General features: G+C 69.3%; 18 protein-coding genes. 13 read left to right on the top strand and 5 right to left on the bottom strand.

Translation table 11 applies throughout. The annotated features are described in order from the left end of the window. Window positions 1-4: 4 nt before the first annotated feature. Both EV651_RS37095 and EV651_RS37090 read right to left on the bottom strand, forming a co-directional pair. On the bottom strand, window positions 5-460 hold the full coding sequence (locus EV651_RS37095; protein ID WP_133790132.1) for a type II toxin-antitoxin system VapC family toxin: 456 nt from the start codon (window positions 458-460) through the stop codon (window positions 5-7). Then, complete coding sequence (locus EV651_RS37090) at window positions 450-719, bottom strand: type II toxin-antitoxin system prevent-host-death family antitoxin (protein WP_133790130.1); 270 nt, start codon at window positions 717-719, stop codon at window positions 450-452. The genes EV651_RS37095 and EV651_RS37090 overlap by 11 nt, the downstream gene beginning before the upstream one ends. Window positions 720-857: 138 nt before the next feature. On the opposite strand from EV651_RS37090, the gene EV651_RS37085 reads away from it, so the two are divergent. The 12 genes from EV651_RS37085 to EV651_RS37030 all read left to right on the top strand — a co-directional run bounded on the left by EV651_RS37085 (window position 858) and on the right by EV651_RS37030 (window position 11,380). Next, window positions 858-1,775 (top strand): universal stress protein, encoded by a 918-nt coding sequence (locus EV651_RS37085; protein ID WP_133790128.1) that lies wholly within the window; start codon window positions 858-860, stop codon window positions 1,773-1,775. An 82-nt stretch (window positions 1,776-1,857) separates the two neighbouring features. Further along, on the top strand, window positions 1,858-2,862 hold the full coding sequence (locus tag EV651_RS37080) for a DUF2157 domain-containing protein (protein ID WP_166658916.1): 1,005 nt from the start codon (window positions 1,858-1,860) through the stop codon (window positions 2,860-2,862). A 92-nt stretch (window positions 2,863-2,954) separates the two neighbouring features. Next, complete coding sequence (locus tag EV651_RS37075) at window positions 2,955-3,848, top strand: class I fructose-bisphosphate aldolase (RefSeq protein WP_133790124.1); 894 nt, start codon at window positions 2,955-2,957, stop codon at window positions 3,846-3,848. Between the two features lie 13 nt (window positions 3,849-3,861). Then, window positions 3,862-4,722 (top strand): universal stress protein, encoded by an 861-nt coding sequence (locus EV651_RS37070; protein ID WP_133790123.1) that lies wholly within the window; start codon window positions 3,862-3,864, stop codon window positions 4,720-4,722. Beyond that, window positions 4,719-5,396 carry a CBS domain-containing protein gene (locus EV651_RS37065; protein ID WP_202870686.1) on the top strand — a complete coding sequence of 226 codons (678 nt, stop codon included), beginning with the start codon at window positions 4,719-4,721 and terminating at the stop codon, window positions 5,394-5,396. The genes EV651_RS37070 and EV651_RS37065 overlap by 4 nt, the downstream gene beginning before the upstream one ends. A gap of 80 nt (window positions 5,397-5,476) precedes the next feature. After that, window positions 5,477-6,226 carry an FAD:protein FMN transferase gene (locus EV651_RS37060; RefSeq protein ID WP_133790121.1) on the top strand — a complete coding sequence of 250 codons (750 nt, stop codon included), beginning with the start codon at window positions 5,477-5,479 and terminating at the stop codon, window positions 6,224-6,226. Then, entirely contained in the window at window positions 6,223-6,882 is a 660-nt protein-coding gene (locus EV651_RS37055) for a response regulator transcription factor (protein ID WP_238157438.1), read from the top strand. The genes EV651_RS37060 and EV651_RS37055 overlap by 4 nt, the downstream gene beginning before the upstream one ends. Continuing rightward, the gene (locus EV651_RS37050) at window positions 6,879-8,111 is read left to right on the top strand and encodes a HAMP domain-containing sensor histidine kinase (protein WP_133790117.1); all 1,233 of its coding nucleotides are present in this window, start codon (window positions 6,879-6,881) and stop codon (window positions 8,109-8,111) included. Before EV651_RS37055 ends, EV651_RS37050 begins: the two co-directional genes overlap by 4 nt. A gap of 23 nt (window positions 8,112-8,134) precedes the next feature. Next, window positions 8,135-9,556 (top strand): ferric reductase-like transmembrane domain-containing protein, encoded by a 1,422-nt coding sequence (locus EV651_RS37045; protein WP_202870685.1) that lies wholly within the window; start codon window positions 8,135-8,137, stop codon window positions 9,554-9,556. Window positions 9,557-9,569: 13 nt separating this feature from the next. Further along, window positions 9,570-10,148: an FMN-binding protein gene (locus EV651_RS42770; RefSeq protein WP_238157437.1), complete on the top strand. Its 579-nt coding sequence runs from the start codon at window positions 9,570-9,572 to the stop codon at window positions 10,146-10,148. After that, window positions 10,145-10,597: an FMN-binding protein gene (locus EV651_RS37035; protein WP_133790115.1), complete on the top strand. Its 453-nt coding sequence runs from the start codon at window positions 10,145-10,147 to the stop codon at window positions 10,595-10,597. Before EV651_RS42770 ends, EV651_RS37035 begins: the two co-directional genes overlap by 4 nt. Window positions 10,598-10,888: 291 nt before the next feature. Continuing rightward, complete coding sequence (locus EV651_RS37030) at window positions 10,889-11,380, top strand: DUF2231 domain-containing protein (protein WP_133790113.1); 492 nt, start codon at window positions 10,889-10,891, stop codon at window positions 11,378-11,380. A 170-nt stretch (window positions 11,381-11,550) separates the two neighbouring features. Here the strand turns inward: EV651_RS37030 and EV651_RS37025 are convergent, their stop codons facing one another. The 3 genes from EV651_RS37025 to EV651_RS37015 are packed head-to-tail and all read right to left on the bottom strand — an operon-like array spanning window position 11,551 to window position 14,118. Next, complete coding sequence (locus EV651_RS37025; protein WP_133790111.1) at window positions 11,551-12,354, bottom strand: ABC transporter permease subunit; 804 nt, start codon at window positions 12,352-12,354, stop codon at window positions 11,551-11,553. Window positions 12,355-12,359: 5 nt separating this feature from the next. Next, window positions 12,360-13,250 (bottom strand): ABC transporter ATP-binding protein, encoded by an 891-nt coding sequence (locus tag EV651_RS37020; protein ID WP_133790109.1) that lies wholly within the window; start codon window positions 13,248-13,250, stop codon window positions 12,360-12,362. Window position 13,251: 1 nt separating this feature from the next. Continuing rightward, complete coding sequence (locus EV651_RS37015) at window positions 13,252-14,118, bottom strand: universal stress protein (protein ID WP_133790107.1); 867 nt, start codon at window positions 14,116-14,118, stop codon at window positions 13,252-13,254. Between the two features lie 172 nt (window positions 14,119-14,290). Between EV651_RS37015 and EV651_RS37010 the strand changes: the two genes are divergently transcribed. Then, window positions 14,291-15,340 (top strand): zinc-dependent alcohol dehydrogenase family protein, encoded by a 1,050-nt coding sequence (locus tag EV651_RS37010; RefSeq protein ID WP_133790105.1) that lies wholly within the window; start codon window positions 14,291-14,293, stop codon window positions 15,338-15,340. The last annotated feature ends 26 nt before the right edge of the window (window positions 15,341-15,366 follow it).

The following is a 15,366-nucleotide window of genomic DNA, read 5'->3' as shown; positions in this document are numbered from 1 at the left end:
CGGGTCAGCTGCGGGTTGTCTTCGGTCGGGTAACAGGGACAACGGTGAGGAGGCCGTCGAGTCCCTTGAAGTCGTCTGGGTTCGTCGTGAAGAGGGGGATGTCCTCGGCGATGGCGATCGCGGCGATCATCAGGTCGGCGACTCGACGCCGCGGCTTGCGGCCCGCGCCCACGACGGCGGCGCAGACTCTGCCATAGATACGGGCCGCTTCGGCGTCGAAGGGGATGGGATCGAACTCGTTCTCGGCGCGCTGGAGGACATCCATCCGCCGGGCGCGCTCTGCGTGCTCGTCGTAGTCGTCCTGTACGTCGTTGCCGCGGACCTCGTGGGGACCCGCCGAGAGCTCTGCCAGCGTGATGGCACTGATCGCGATCTCCGACGGGAGCTCAGCGGTATCGACCCACTTGCGCAAGATCATGATGTTCGTGTCCAGGAGACCTTGCTGGTACTCAGCGGGCATAGGGGTCGTCCAGTTGCTGGTCGGCGGTGGCGTCCTGGTCAGCGCGGAAGGCGTCGACGGAGATGTCGGGGGCAGTCCGGGACATAGCGGCGAACTCGGCGCGCGGGACGAAGCGCCGCCGGCGTCGCAAGGGGACGAGCTCGCCGATCCGGTGCCCATCGCGCGTGACGGTGAAGGACTGGCCGCTCTGGACGGCGTCCATGATCTCTTTGGACTTCGTGCGCAGGTCGCGCTGGGTGATCTCCGGCTGTCCGGTCATGCATCCACGATACCCCAGTGTGGCACCATGTGCTACCGAATAGCACATCGCGCGATTCCAGTGGACAGGTCGAATGGGGTGTGAACCGGGGTCGTTGGTCCCTGCTGCCTGCTATGTCGTCGGCGTCACGATCGTGACGTGACGTACGCGCAGGCGAAAGGGCATCTCGTGGACGAGTTCGGTGCGGTGGAGACGGGTGGCCGGTCGATCGTGGTCGGGTGCGACGGGTCGTCGGCGAGTGATGCGGCTGCTCGCTGGGCGGCTGGTACGGCGCAACTCCTCGGGTGCGGCATCCGGATGGTCCATGTGATGCCGTGGCCGATCCTGCGCAGTACCGGTGGTACCGCGGTCCTGGTCGGCAGGGATGTGCTCTGGGGTGCCGCGGAGCGGTTGCTGGACAAGTCCTGCCGAGACGTCCGCGCCGAGTATCCAGGCGTCGCGATCGAGGCCGAGGTGTCGGTCGGTGATCCGGTGCCGATTCTGTTGCGTGAAGCAGCCGCTGGATCCTTGCTGGTGCTCGGCTCCCGAGGTCTCGGGGAGGTCCGTGAGCTCGCCGAGGGGTCAGTGGCGGCGCACCTCGCGACCCACGCCTCGTGCCCCGTGGTCGCCGTGCCGGCGGGATGGTCGCCCCGGTCGGGCGAGGTGGTCGTCGGCGTGGACGGATCGGAGCAGAGCCGGAAGGCGATCGATTTCGCGTTCCAGTTCGCTGAGCAGACAGGAGCGTCCGTCAGGGCCGTGCTCGCGTGGCACGACCCGGCGAGCGTGGGACCGGGCGACATGCAATTCCCCGTGTACGACATCGATGCGCTCGAGGAAGACAGCGCCGCGGTTCTTGGCGAGGCGGTGGCCGGCCGGCGTGTCGATCATCCGGACGTGCAGACCACAGAGAAGCTCGTCCACGGATCGGCGTCGAAGGTCCTGCTGGACGAGTCCCGCGACGCCGGCTTGCTGGTCGTCGGCTCCCGCGGCCGAGGACGGATCCGCAGCCTCCTGCTGGGCTCGGTCAGCCGCGCGGTTCTCCATGACGCCGCCTGCCCGGTCGCTGTGGTGCGGTAGGACCTGGACCACGGCCGTCAGCCGGGCGCGCACAGGACGTTCGGCCCTGCCGGGCCGGCACGGCGCGACCGAGGGTGGAGATATGAGGGCATCCATTGACGGACGGCCGGCGCTGCCGAATGTGCCGGACCTGATCGATCGCTGGCTGGCCGAGGGCGTGATCACCCCGGCCCAGGCCGACCGGATGCGTGCTGATGTCGGCGCGCCCGGGGCTCGGCAACCCGACGTACGGCCGACCGAGCCGAGCGGTCCAGAAACCGCTCTCCAGCGTTCGTCGCTGGTCGCGGAGGGACTCGCGTACCTCGGTGGCGTGATCGTCCTGGTCGCTGCCGGTCTGATCTGCGCGCGGTACTGGGCGTCGATGCCGCAGAACGCTCAACTCGGTGTTGTCGGCGGCACAGCGGCCGGCCTGCTCCTGGCCGGAGGCGCGATCCCACGATCGCGCAGCGGTGCGGGCGTGCGGCTGCGGTCGGTTCTTTGGCTGCTGTCGACTGCCGGAGCCGCGGCGTTCGCGGCCCTGTTCGCGCATCGCGTGCTCGAGCTCGACGGCTCGGCGAACGTGTTGGTCACCGGATCGGTGTCAGGAGTACTGGCTGCGGCGCTTTGGTGGCGTCTGCCGGTCCTTGCCCAGCAAGCGGCGTTCTTCGTGGCGACGATGGTGACAGCCGGGGCTGCGGTGGCACAGCTGACCAGCAGCCCACACGTTCCGGGACTCGCGGTCTGGGGGATCGGCGTGATCTGGTTCCTGCTCGGTTGGCTCGGCACGGTGAAGCCGCGACGGCCGGTGCTCGCCTTGGCCGCGATCGCAGCTCTGATCGGCGCTGCGATGACGCTGCCGGCTGACGCCGGGATGGTGCTCGCGCTCTGCACCGTCGTTGCTCTGGTGGTCGTGGCGGTCGTGATCCATGACCTGCTGCTGCTCGCGGTCGGCGCAGTCGGAGCGCTGAACATCCTGCCGGCCGTGGTCAACGAGTGGTTCCCGGGAGACCTGGCGGCCCCGCTCGTGCTGCTGGGAGTGGGTGCGCTGCTCGTCACGGCAGCGGTCTACACAGCCAACAGGCCGCGGACTCACCACACAGCTGGCTGAGAAGGGTGGCCGAAGGTCCCTGCGGATCAAGGGCCGAGGGCTCTGCCTTTACCGGCCCCGCAGGGCGAGATTGGTAGTGGGAGATGATGATCATGCAGAAACGGGCATCGTTGAACGAGCTCGGCCTGAGCACCGGGAAGAAGGCCCGGCTGCGCAGGATCCTGTTCGACCACGGCCTGCGGAACGGTACGGCGCTGTTCCTGCCGTACGACCAAGGGCTCGAGCACGGGCCGCGCGACTTCTTCGCGAACCCGAAGGCGTCCGACCCGGCGTACATCATGAAGCTGGCGGTCGCCGGTGAGTTCAACGGTGTCGCGATCCAGATCGGGCTGGCGGAGAAGTTCTTCTGGGACTACGCCGGTGAGATCCCGCTGATCCTCAAGCTGAACGGCAAGACCGACATCCCGTCGGACGCGGCGGCCCTGTCGCCGGTGCACGCGAGTGTCGAGGACGCCGTACGGCTCGGTGCCGACGCGGTCGGCTACACACTGTACGTCGGATCGCCGGCGCAGGAAGCCGACTTCGCGCAGTACCGGACGATCCGCGCGGACGCCGAACGGCTCGGGATGCCGCTGGTCGTCTGGGCGTATCCGCGGGGCGAAGCCATCGAGGCGAAGGGCGGCAAGGACTCGTTCTACGCCGTCGACTACGCCGCGAGGGTCGCAAGTGAACTCGGCGCGGACGTCGTGAAGGTGAACTTCCCGCACCCCGCCAAGCGGGACAACGTCAAGCCGCCCTACGAGGAGATCTTCACCCCGCAGCAGGCGATCGACGGCGTGGTCCGGTCCGCGAACCGCACGCTGGTCCTGGTCTCCGGCGGCGAGAAGGCCGGTGACGACGCGATGTTCCGCAAGGCGGAGCACGCGATGGACGCCGGCGGTCTGGGCCTGATCTTCGGGCGGAACGTGTGGCAGCGCGGGTACGACGAGTCGCTGGCCTTCGTCGACGCCCTGAAGGAAATCCTCGTCCAGCACCCCAGCGAATGAAGGGAACTCGGTGATGACGAAGTACATCCTCGTCGGTGTGGACGACACACCTGAGGCACAGATCGCACTGCGCTGGGCCGTGGACGCGGCCGACCAGCGCGACCTTGCGGTGCGGGTCGTGCGGGCCTATCTGAATGACCTCAAGCAGTGGCCCGCGGTCAGCATGGCCGGGTATGTGCCACCGGCGATGCCGCTGGGCACGTTGCAGCACCAGCTCGACGAGGCGGTGCAGTTCGCCCGCGATCGGCTCGGGTACGAGCGCGGGTCCGGGTGGCTGGCGGCCGAGGATGCGCAGGACGCGCTCCTGATGGAGGCCGGCGGTGCCGAGATGGTTGTCGTCGGTTCGCGGTCGCGGAACAAGATGTCGGCCGCGGTGCTCGGCTCGGTGGCCACTGCGGTCGCCGCCAAGGCGCCGTGCCCGGTGGTCGTCGTGCGCGGTGAACGGCGTACCGGTCCTATCGTCGTCGGCACGGACGGCTCGCCTGACTCCGAGGACGCGGTGCTGTTCGCGTTCGAGGAGGCATCGCGGAGCGGACAGCCGCTCAGGGTCGTGTATTGCTGGCAGCCGCAGGCGGAGCACGCGGCGTCGATCGACACCACTGACGGTCTGCTGAAGAACTGGCTCGCCGAGAGCCTTGCGCCCTACCGGGACAAGTACCCCACCGTCACGGTACGCGCCTCCGTGGCCGAGGGGCGCGCGAGTTCGCAACTGATCAAGATGTCCGAAACTGCCTCGCTGGTCGTCGTCGGCTCGCGCGGCCGTGGCGGCGTCGCCGGCCTGCTGATGGGTTCTGTCAGCCAGAGCCTTCTGCACCACGCGGACTCGCCTGTCGCGATCGTCCGCCGGCACAGTCAGACACTGAAGGAGTCATGATGCGCCACTTCCTGACCGTCTCCGACGTGATGACCAAGAACGTCGTCACCGTCGCCGAGGACACGCCGTTCAAGACCGTCGCCGCGATCCTCGCCGAGCACCACATCAGCGCGGTTCCGGTCCGCAGTCCGTACGGCGGAGTGGCCGGCGTGGTGTCCGAAACGGACCTCCTGCGCAAGGAGGAGTTCCAGCGTTCACCGCGGCGCGCACTCCACCTCGCACACCGCAAGGCCCACACGAAGGCGGAAGCGCTGACCGCCGGACAGCTGATGACCAGCCCCGCGGTGACTGTCGAAGGCGGCTGCACGCTGGACGAGGCCGCACGGTTGATGGCGGACCGCAAGCTCACCCGCCTGGTGGTGACCGATGGCGGCGAGCTGATCGGGATCGTGGCCCGCTCCGATCTGCTGCGAGCCTTCCTTGCCACGGATGAGGAACTCCTCGCCCGGGTACGGCGAGACGTCGTCGACCGCCATCTGTGGGACGACACGTTCGCCGTGGAGGTGAGTGTGTGCGAGGGCGTCGTGACGCTGAGCGGACAGGTCGAGAACCGCAGCACGGTCGCGTTCGCGGAGCAGTTGATCGGTGGTGTCGACGGCGTGGTCGGAGTGCGTAACGAGCTGACCTGGAGATTCGACGACACGACCCGCCCGACCGGTGCCACGTTCTACTAGAAGCCTCGGCGCGGGTGCGGCGGGGTGGGTGAGCTGATGCGACAGCTCACCCACCTTCGCGTTCCCGCTACCGTTGCGGCATGGTGCCGCGGCGGAGCTGGGTCGAGCAGATCATGGGGTTGCCCATCAGTGTGCTCGCCCGCGGGGACGGCGCCGGGTCCGGGCCGGCGGACGCCGCGGTGCGGGCGGTCTTCGCCGAGCTGATCGAGGCTGATCGGATGTTCTCGCCGTACAAGGCCGGCAGCGCCGTGAGCCGGCTGGCGACAGGCGAACTGAATTGGGATCAGGTCGATCCGGTGGTCCGAGAGGTCGCAGAGCGGTGTGTTGTCGCGCGGGAGTCGACCGACGGGCTCTTCGATGCGGACGTGCCTGGCGGCACGTGGGATCCTTCCGGACTGGTGAAAGGGTGGGCGGTCGAGCGAGCCGGGGAGCGATTGCGGGAGGTTGTCGACGTGGACTGGTGCCTCAACGCGGGCGGTGACGTGCTCGTGGTCTGTCCGAGCGGCGAGCCGTTCACCGTGGGCATCCAGGATCCGCGAGATCCGGGCCGGGTGGTCGCGAGTGTGTCACGCACCGGGGGAGCGGTGGCGACGAGCGGGACCGCGGCACGCGGCGCACACCTGTACGACCCGCGGAGCGGACAGCCGGTGGTGAGCCGATGGCTGTCGGTTTCGGTCACCGGCCCGTCCCTGGAGTACGCCGACGTACTCGCGACGGCCGCGTTCGTCGCCGGTGACGACTGGCCCACGATGCTGCTGCCGGGGTACGAAGGTCTCGGCGTTCTTGCTGACGGCAACCTGTTCACGACGGCCGGCTGGGGACGGCTGTGACATCGAGGATCCTGTTGGTCGAGGACGACGCCGACCTGGCCCGGCTGCTCGATCGGGTGCTCTCCGACGAGGGGTACGCCGTGACGCGGGCAGGCGACGGCCACACCGGCCTGCACCTAGCCCTCACCCGTCCGGTCGATGCGATGATCGTCGACCGTGGCCTGCCGGCCGTCGAAGGCCTCGACCTGATCGCGCGGCTGCGGAGCCGCGGCGTCGGCACGCCGATCCTGGTGCTCTCCGCTCGCAACAGCACGGAAGATCGGGTCGAGGGCCTGGACGCGGGGGCCGAGGACTACCTGACCAAGCCTTTCGAGCTCTCCGAACTGCTCGCGCGCGTCCGTGCCCTGCTCCGTCGTCACCTGGATCACGCTGTCCAGCTCGCCGTACCCGGTGGCTACCTGGATCTGGCGACCCGGACGGTACGACGGACCGGAGGTGGATCCGTGGAACTGTCGGAGCGGGAGGGGGCGCTGCTCGGGTTGCTCGCGGCACGACCTGGCGCAGTGTTCAGCCGGGCCGAGCTGCTGGATCGGGTGTTCGGCGACGCCGAGTCGGAGACAGTCGTCGACACGTACGTCCACTACTGCCGGCGGAAGCTCGGGCGAGGAGTGATCAGCACCGTGCGTGGACTCGGGTACCGTCTGGGGAAGTTGTGACCGGCCGTCCGATCGGTGATGAAGTCCTCGTACGCCGGGCCGCGCGCGGGGTCGCCGTACAGGCAGCCGCGCTGGTTGCCGTGGCGATGCTGTTGCTGATGGGCCTGGTCACCGTGGTCGTCGTGCGTGGGCAGACCGGTGCAGCGGATGATCTGCTCCGGTCAGCTGTCGCCACCGCTGACGATGTCGGCGATCCGCCGGCCGGGACCTGGTTGGTCATGACCGGTCCGTCCGGAACGACCAGCTCACCCGGACTGCCTGAGGAGCTTCTGCCTGAGCTTGCTGCGCTCCGGGCGCGAGCGACTGGCCAGGTCAGGTTGATCACGGTGGAGAACGACGACGGCGAGTACCGGGTTGCCAGTGGTCTGGTTGACGGCAAGCGGGTGCAAGCGGTTCTGAATCTGGAGACGGCGCACAAGGAACGTGCCAGGTTGCTGCAGGCGATGGTGTTGGCCGCGGGGCTGGGACTGCTGTTGGCCGGCCTTCTGGGCGTGTTGATCGGTCGGCGCGCCGTACGGCCGCTCGCGCAGGCGCTGACGTTGCAGCGCGCGTTCGTGGCCGACGCCGGGCATGAGTTGCGGACGCCGTTGACGTTGCTGAGCACCCGGGCACAGGTCCTTGGGCGCGCCCTGCGCCGCAGCGGTGCGAGTGACGACATCGTGGGCGACGCGGACGGTGTGGTGGAGGACACCCGGCGGCTGGCGGGGGTCGTCGACGACCTGCTGGCCGCGGCCGATCCGCGCGGCGCCGACAACCACGAGCCGGTCGATCTGGTCCGGATCGCGCGGGACGTCGCCGATGCCGCGGGCGCTCATGCGGAGCAGGCCGGAGTACGGCTGCACTGGGCCGCCGCCGACGACGCTGCGCATGCCCTCGGTTCGCCGAGCGCGATCAGGCGGGCCACGATCGCCCTGGTCGACAACGCGATCGACCACACACCGTCCGGCGGCGAGGTCCGGATCGCCGTACGACGGCAGCGCGGCGAAGTGATCCTCGCGGTCAGTGACACCGGTCCCGGGATCGGCCCGGAGGCGGCGCAGCGGGTCCTGCGCCGGTTCGACTCCAGCGGTCACCGCGCCGGACGCCGGCACTACGGCCTCGGTCTGGCGCTGGCACACGACGTGGCGAACCGGCTCGGCGGTCAGCTCCGCCTCGCCCCGAGCGAGACCGGCGCAACCTTCGAGCTCGTCCTGCCCCTGATCGCGGAAGGCGGTCCAAGGAAGGACTAAGAATCGGCGGTCATCGTCGGAGCATGACGTACCGCGGGCCAGTGGAACAGGCGATCAGGCCGCGGACGATGCACGCCCGCCGGCGACCGCGCCCGACCCCGGTGTGGTGGCGCGACGTTGCCGGAGTGCTGTGTTGGGCCAGTGTGCTGGTGGTTGTCGCGCTGTGGGTGTCGGGACGTGGTCTCCAGACGCTCGTAACCGGTCCCGCGGACTTGCTCACCTCGCTCGGGCGGCTGTCCGGGCTGGTGGCTGCGGATCTGTTGCTGGTGCAGGTGTTCCTGATGGCGCGCGTGCCGATGATCGAACGGAGCTACGGCCAGGACGAGCTGGCGCGCCGCCACCGGCTGGTGGGCTTCTGGTCGTTCAACCTGCTACTGGTGCACATCGTCTTGATCCTCGCCGGGTACACGTTGCGAGATCACAACAACCTGCTGCGTGAGACGTGGACGGTCGTCACGACGTACGGCGGGATGCTGCTCGCCGCCGCAGCGAGTGTCGCGCTGACGGTCGTGGTGCTGACGTCGATCAAGGTGGCGCGGAGGGCGCTGCGGTACGAGTCGTGGCACCTGCTCCACCTGTACGCGTACGTCGGAGTCGGGCTGTCGATTCCACACGAGATCTGGACCGGCGCGGACTTCACGACCTCGCGCGTGGCGCGTCTCTACTGGTGGTCGGCGTACGGCGTCGCTCTTGGCGCGATCGTGCTGTACCGTCTCGCGCTGCCGCTCTGGCGGACGCTGCGGCACGGGCTGACCGTGCGAGAGGTGATCCACGAGGCGCCCGGCGTGGTGACCGTGCTGCTCGGCGGGCGTGGGCTGCACCGGATGCCGGTCCGGGCGGGCCAGTACCTCGTGTTCCGGTTCCTCGACGGGCCGGGGTGGTCACGGGGCAACCCGTACTCGTTGTCGGCCTCACCGGCACCGGACCGGCTTCGGGTGACCGCGAAGGCGGCGGGCGACGGCAGCAGCCGGCTCGCCCGGTTGCGGCCAGGGACGCGGGTTGCCGTCGAAGGGCCGTACGGCCGGCTCACCGCGGAGCGACGGGTGACCGACCGCGTCGCGATGTTTGCCTGCGGCATCGGTATCACCCCATTGCGGGCGCTGCTCGAGGAACTCGACTACCAGCCCGGTGAGGCGGTGCTGGTGTACCGCGCGCACAGCGTGGCGGATCTGGTGTTCCGCGACGAGCTCGAGCAGCTGGCGAGCCGTCGCGGCATCACCCTGTACTACCTGCTCGGTCCGCGACTGCGGGCCAGGATGTCGTGGTTGCCCGAGGGCGCGCCCTTCTCATCGGACGAGGACGCCGTACGCCGCCTGGTGCCCGGCATCTCGCAGTACGACGTCTATGTCTGCGGACCGGACCGCTGGATGGACGCGATGTGTGGGGCTGTGCTCGCGGCCGGAGTGCCGGCGGGCCAGCTGCATCAGGAACGGTTCTCGTGGTGAGAGGAGTGCGCAGGTGAGGCGCGGGATCAAGCTGCTGATGACGGTGGCGACCACTGCGGTCGTCGCGGTCGCGTTCCGGACGAGCATGCAACCGAACACGACAACCGGCCAGGCGACAGTGGTCAGCTCCGCCCCCACGAGACACCCGTCGGCCCGACCATCGGAGTCCAGCCGCGACAGCAGGCGAAGGAAGCCGTCCGCGCAGTCGAGCACCCCGACGTCCCCGCGTCGGAGCACACCGACGACCCCTCGGCCGGGCACCCCTCGGCCCAGCACCCCTCAGCAGGGCACCCCGACGGCCTCTTCCGTCGTTGTGGCGGGCGGTGTGGTCGACACCCAGTACGGGCCGGTGCAGGTCGAGATCACCGTGCGCGGTGGGCGGATCACCAAGGCACGTGCACTGCAGCACCCCAGCGGCGATGGGACGACCGACCAGATCAACAGCTACGCGGTCCCGCAGCTCAACCACGAGGCCCTGGCGGCGCAGAGCGCGAACATCGATACGGTGTCCGGGGCAACGTTCACCTCCGGCGGGTATCGCGAGTCGCTGCAGTCGGCACTCGACGCCGCGCACCAGGCCGGTGCGCGATGACCGCGCATTCGGAGCGGTTGCGGCGCAACCTCGTGGTCGGCGGGAGTACCGGCGTACTGCTGGCGCTCCTGTTCCTGTACCCGACGAGCCGGAACGTTGTGTCGAACCCATCGGTGCCGTCGGCAACTCCCGGAGTCGTCCGTACGTCGCCGGGCACCGGTGACGTAACGGTGAACGGGACATCGGAGGGTACGCGGTACGGGCCGGTGCAGGTCCGCATCACGGTCCGTGGTCAGCGACTGAGGTCGGTGACGGCGGTGGTGTACCCGGCGTCAGGCGGGCGGGACCGCGAGATCAGCTCGTTCGCGCTGCCGCAGCTCCAGCAAGAGGCGATCGCCGCGCAGAGCGCCCGGATCGACACGGTGTCGGGGGCAACTTTCACCTCGGACGGATATCGCCGCTCGCTCCAGTCCGCCCTGGACGCCGCACACTTCCGCGCAGCAGGCTAGGGCATGTCTCCCCATCCCGCGCCGTAACCCGTCCAACCTCCCCCATTTGCTGGGTGAGCCAGCGAAATGCGGGGTTCCACACCCTGATAAGCGGTACCAAACCCCCAATTTGGCTGGCCCACCCGGGGAGTCCTGCTGGTCGTTCCAGGTGCGCTGCGCTCCCCACTCGGCTCCCCACTCGGCTCCCCACTCGGGGAGCCAGCTCCCCGGTCGAGCCATCCGTTCCAAGAATTCCCCAAGAACCGGATGCCAGCCTCCTCAGTGCCACTCACCCGACTCGAAGGAAACCGCATGCAGACTGTCAACGGTCTCCCCGCCCACGTGCTGCTCGTGCACGCCATCGTCGTACTGCTCCCACTCGCGGCCGCCCTCTTGGCGCTCACCGCGCTGTGGCCAGCGGCCAGGCGCCGGCTGGCCGGACCGAACGCGATCCTGTCCGTCATCGTCGTCGTACTGGTGCCGATCACGACGAGCGCCGGCGAGTGGCTGGAGGGCCGGGTCTCACCGAACCCGCTGATCCACCGGCATGCCGAGCTCGGCGACACGGCGATCTACGCGGCGATCGGGGTCGCAGCCCTGGCGGTGATCCTCTGGTGGCGGCAGCGGGAGAGCACCGGGCGGACGCCGGCAAAGCGAACGTTCCTCGCTCCTGCCTCGAAGGCCCTCACCGCGGCGTTGACCGTGGTCGCCGTCCTGGTCTCGGGCGCCGCCGTGTACGACGTGGTCCGCATCGGAGACTCCGGCGCCAAGGCCAGCTGGAGCAACTGGGCCGCCCGCCGCTGAGTGCTGAGGGTCGCTGCCGACCGCTTCGACGATGGTGTGCTCGGCGAGCTTGACGATCCAGAGAGCGAGCATGGCCGCGATCGCGAGCGTGAGGAACAGCGTGGGGGCGAGCACCGGCGCCAGCGCTGCGCAGACCGTCGCGAGCAGGCAGCGCCGAAGCGGCATCGCGGTCACCCGCCGTGGGCGGTCGAGATGTCTCGGCCGTCCAAGGTGGGGAGGGCGAGGGCGACCAGTAGTGCGGAGCCGGCGACGAGCCAGAGGTAGCTGAGCGGGAGGCCGGCGCCGAGGGGGCCGTTGTGGAACGCCTGGTAGATGGGGGAGTAGCGCTGCCAGGACTCGAAGCGCGGCAGGATGAGGCCGGCGGCGTACACGACATAGGCGGCGGTCGCTGCGGATGCCGAGACGGCGATCGCGGTGGTGCGACGGCCGGTCAGGGCGCCGACGGCCAGGGCGAGTACGCCGTACTCGAGGCCGAGCAATGTCATCGCCAGGGCTCCGCTGGCGGCATCGGCTGCGGAGATGCCGAGGCCGAAGGCCAGGCTGCCGACGATGGTGGCGGCGAAGAGCGCGAGTCCGAGGATCGCGATCGAGGTCAGCAGCGCGAGTGCCTTGTCGATGATGATGCGGGCGCCGGAGACCGGGGTGACGAGCAACAGTTCGAGCGTTCCGCGTTCTTCCTCGCCGGCGAGCGTCCGGGCGCCGTGGCCGATGCCGTAGACCAGGAACAGGCTGGGCAGCAGCAAGGTGAAGAGCTCGGCATTGAGGAAGCCGGTGCCGGTTGTCATCGCGTCCAGGTCGAAGAACTTCCGCAGCTGTTCGGGGAACGACTTGTACAGCTCGGCCAGGTCGGGCATGTCCCGGACCGACGGCCAGAGCGCGCACTCCAGCAGCACGAGTACGGCGATCGCGATCGACCAGCCGATCAGTCCGCGGCGCGCGTCGTACAGCGACTTGAGGTAGACGTTGCGGAACACGACCCTCACTCCTGTCCGTCGTAGTAGTCGAGGAACGCCGCTTCGAGGTCCGCCTCGTGGCTGACGACATTGGTCACGCCGTACGGCGCGACGGTCTTGATCAGCTCGGCCGTCGATCCGGTGATGACGACGTGCACGACTCGGCCGTCGATCGACACTTGCTGCACGCCCGCTGCGGCGTGGATGCGATCCACCGGTGGGGCCGCGGCGAACGTCAGGTCGAGCCGGCGTCGGGCTCTGTCGCGCAGCGCTTGCACGGACTGGACGGTGACCAGCCGGCCGGCGCGCAGGATCGCGACGGTGTCGGCGACGGCGTCGACCTCGGACAGGACGTGTGAGGAGAGGAAGACGGTTCGGCCGGCGTCCCGGGTCTCCCGCAACAGCTCGCGGAACTCGCGCTGCATCAAGGGGTCGAGCCCGGTCGTCGGCTCGTCGAGGATGAGCAGGTCGGGGTCGTGCATGAACGCCTGCACGATGCCGACCTTCTGCCGGTTGCCGCGCGACAGGGCGCCGATCCGGACGCCGAGATCCAGGTCGAACCGCTTGGCCAGGAGGTCGGTCCGGGCCCGGTCCACGCCGCCGTACAGATGGGCGAAATAGTCCAGGTACTGCGCGCCCGTGAGGTCCGGGTACGCCACGAAGTCGCCGGGCAGGTAGCCGATGCGTTGCTGGAGCGCGTCGTACTGGTCGGAGGCGTCGAAGCCGAACACGACCGCGGACCCGGAGGTCGGGCGGATCAGCCCGGCGAGCAGCCGGATCGTGGTGGTCTTCCCGGCGCCGTTCGGTCCGAGGTAGCCGAGGATGATGCCCGGCGGCACGTCGAGGTCGAGCCCTTCGAGCGCGGTCCGGTGGCCGAAGCGTTTGGTGAGGTTGCGGGTTCTGATGACGTGGTCCATGTCAGAGCTCCGGGTGGTGTACGACGGCGACGGGGCAGTGGGAGTGGTGGAGCAGACCGCGGGCCACGGAGCCCATGCGCAGTTCGGAGAACGCCGTCCGGCCGAGGCCGCCTACCACCACGAGGTCCGCGTCCTGGGACTCGCGGGCCAGGACGAGAACCGGGTGGTCGGCGACGCCGCGCTGCTGGACGGCGACATCCGGGTACTTCGCGGTCCAGCCTTCGAGGGCCTGGGTCAGTAGCTCGTCGGAGGTCTCGATCCACGGCTGCCGGGTCGGGTCGAACCACTTGCCGGGGTCCGGGTACTTCTCCCGGACCTCGGTCGCGTGGACGCCGAGAATCTCTGCACCGGTCGCGGCCGCCAACTCGAAGGCGAAGCGGAGTGCGTCCTGGCCCTCTACGGAGCCGTCGACGCCGACGACGATTCGCTGATGTGCGGGCCCTGCGGGGTCCCAGGTGTCGGGGACGACGACCAGGGGGACCTTTGTGGCCAGCGCCGTGCAGGCTTGGGAGGTGGAGCCGAGCACGAGTTCGGCGAAGCCGCCCATGCCGCGCCGGCCGACGACCATGGCGATGGACTGTTCGGAGAGCTCGAGGAGAGTCTGCGCAGGATGGCCGTGGCGGACCTCGAGCGAGGCGTCGCGGAACCCCAGTCGATCGAGCTCCTCCAGGGCGTCGCCGAGTACCTCGGTGCCGTCGTCGGCTCCGACGGGCGGCGGGCCGCCGCCGACCTCGCGCTCGTCGTCGAGGACGTACACGGCGTGCAGCGGTGCCTGGTGCAAGGCGGCGTACGCCGTGGCCCAGGTGAGCGCGATCAGGCCGTCGCGGGATCCGTCGATTCCTACCAGTACGGGCAGTTCGTTGGTCATCGCACCTCCTCCGGCACCTCCAGTCAAGGCGGCCCGAGCCGGTTTGGGCAGGACGGAAGGTCCCGAGGACGAGCACCGAAGGTCCCGGTCCACGGGTGCTGTTCGGCCGCTGTCACGGACGGCACCGAGGACGAGAGTCGAGAGTGGGAAGTCTCGTTCAAGGAGGTTCGTGATGAAGGCATTGGTCTACAACGGTCCGGGGCAGCGGAGCTGGCACGAGGTGCCGGACCCGGTGATCCAGGATCCCGAGGACGCGATCGTTCGCGTCGACGCCGTGACGATCTGCGGCACCGATCTGCACATCCTGAAAGGTGATGTGCCCACCGTGACGCCGGGACGGATCCTCGGCCACGAGGCGGTCGGCACGATCACGGCCGTCGGCTCGGGTGTTCGCGGCGTCGCGATCGGTGACCGGGTGCTGATCTCGTGCATCACCGCCTGCGGCCGGTGCGAGTACTGCCGGCAGGGTCACTACGGCCAGTGCCTCGGGGGCGGCGGCTGGATTCTCGGTCACCTGATCGACGGCACCCAGGCCGAGCAGGTGCGTGTGCCGTTCGCGGATCGGTCGGTGTACAAGCTGCCGGACAACGTGAGCAACGAGGAGGCGGTGCTGCTGGCCGACATCCTGCCGACGTCGTACGAGGTCGGCGTACTCAACGGCAAGGTCTCCCCGGGCGACACCGTGGTGATCGTCGGCGCCGGGCCGATCGGGCTGGCAGCGCTGGCGACGAGCAAGCTGTTCACGCCGTCGCGGGTGGTCGTCGTCGACGCCGCGGACTCACGGCGCAAGGCGGCACTCGAGCGTGGTGCGGATCTGGCGATCGGGCCGGACGAGGACGTGGAGGAGACGGTCCGCGAGCTGACCGGTGGCCTGGGCGCCGACGTGGCGATCGAGGCGGTCGGCATACCGGAGACGTTCGAGCTGTGCACCCGCGTCGTACGTCCGGGCGGCACGGTCGCGAACGTCGGTGTGCACGGTGGGCCGGCGACGCTGCACCTGGAGGACCTGTGGATCAAGAACGTCACCATCACCACCGGTCTGGTCGACACGTTCTCGACGCCGAGGCTGCTGTCGATGCTGGCGGCCGGCCGGTTGCAGCTGCCCGGTCTGATCACCCACCGCTTCGGCCTCGACGAGATGCAGGACGCGTACGACGTGTTCTCGTCGCCGGCCACCACGGGAGCGCTGAAGGTCGCACTGTTCGGAGAGCAAGGGTTCTGAGCACGCAAGAGCCGCGGTCCACGGCA

The sequence above is a fragment of the Kribbella sp. VKM Ac-2571 genome (assembly GCF_004362255.1).
GTDB lineage: Bacteria > Actinomycetota > Actinomycetes > Propionibacteriales > Kribbellaceae > Kribbella > Kribbella pratensis.
The sequence above is the reverse complement of the archived record's forward strand: the minus strand, read 5'-3'. Positions and strand labels throughout refer to the sequence as shown.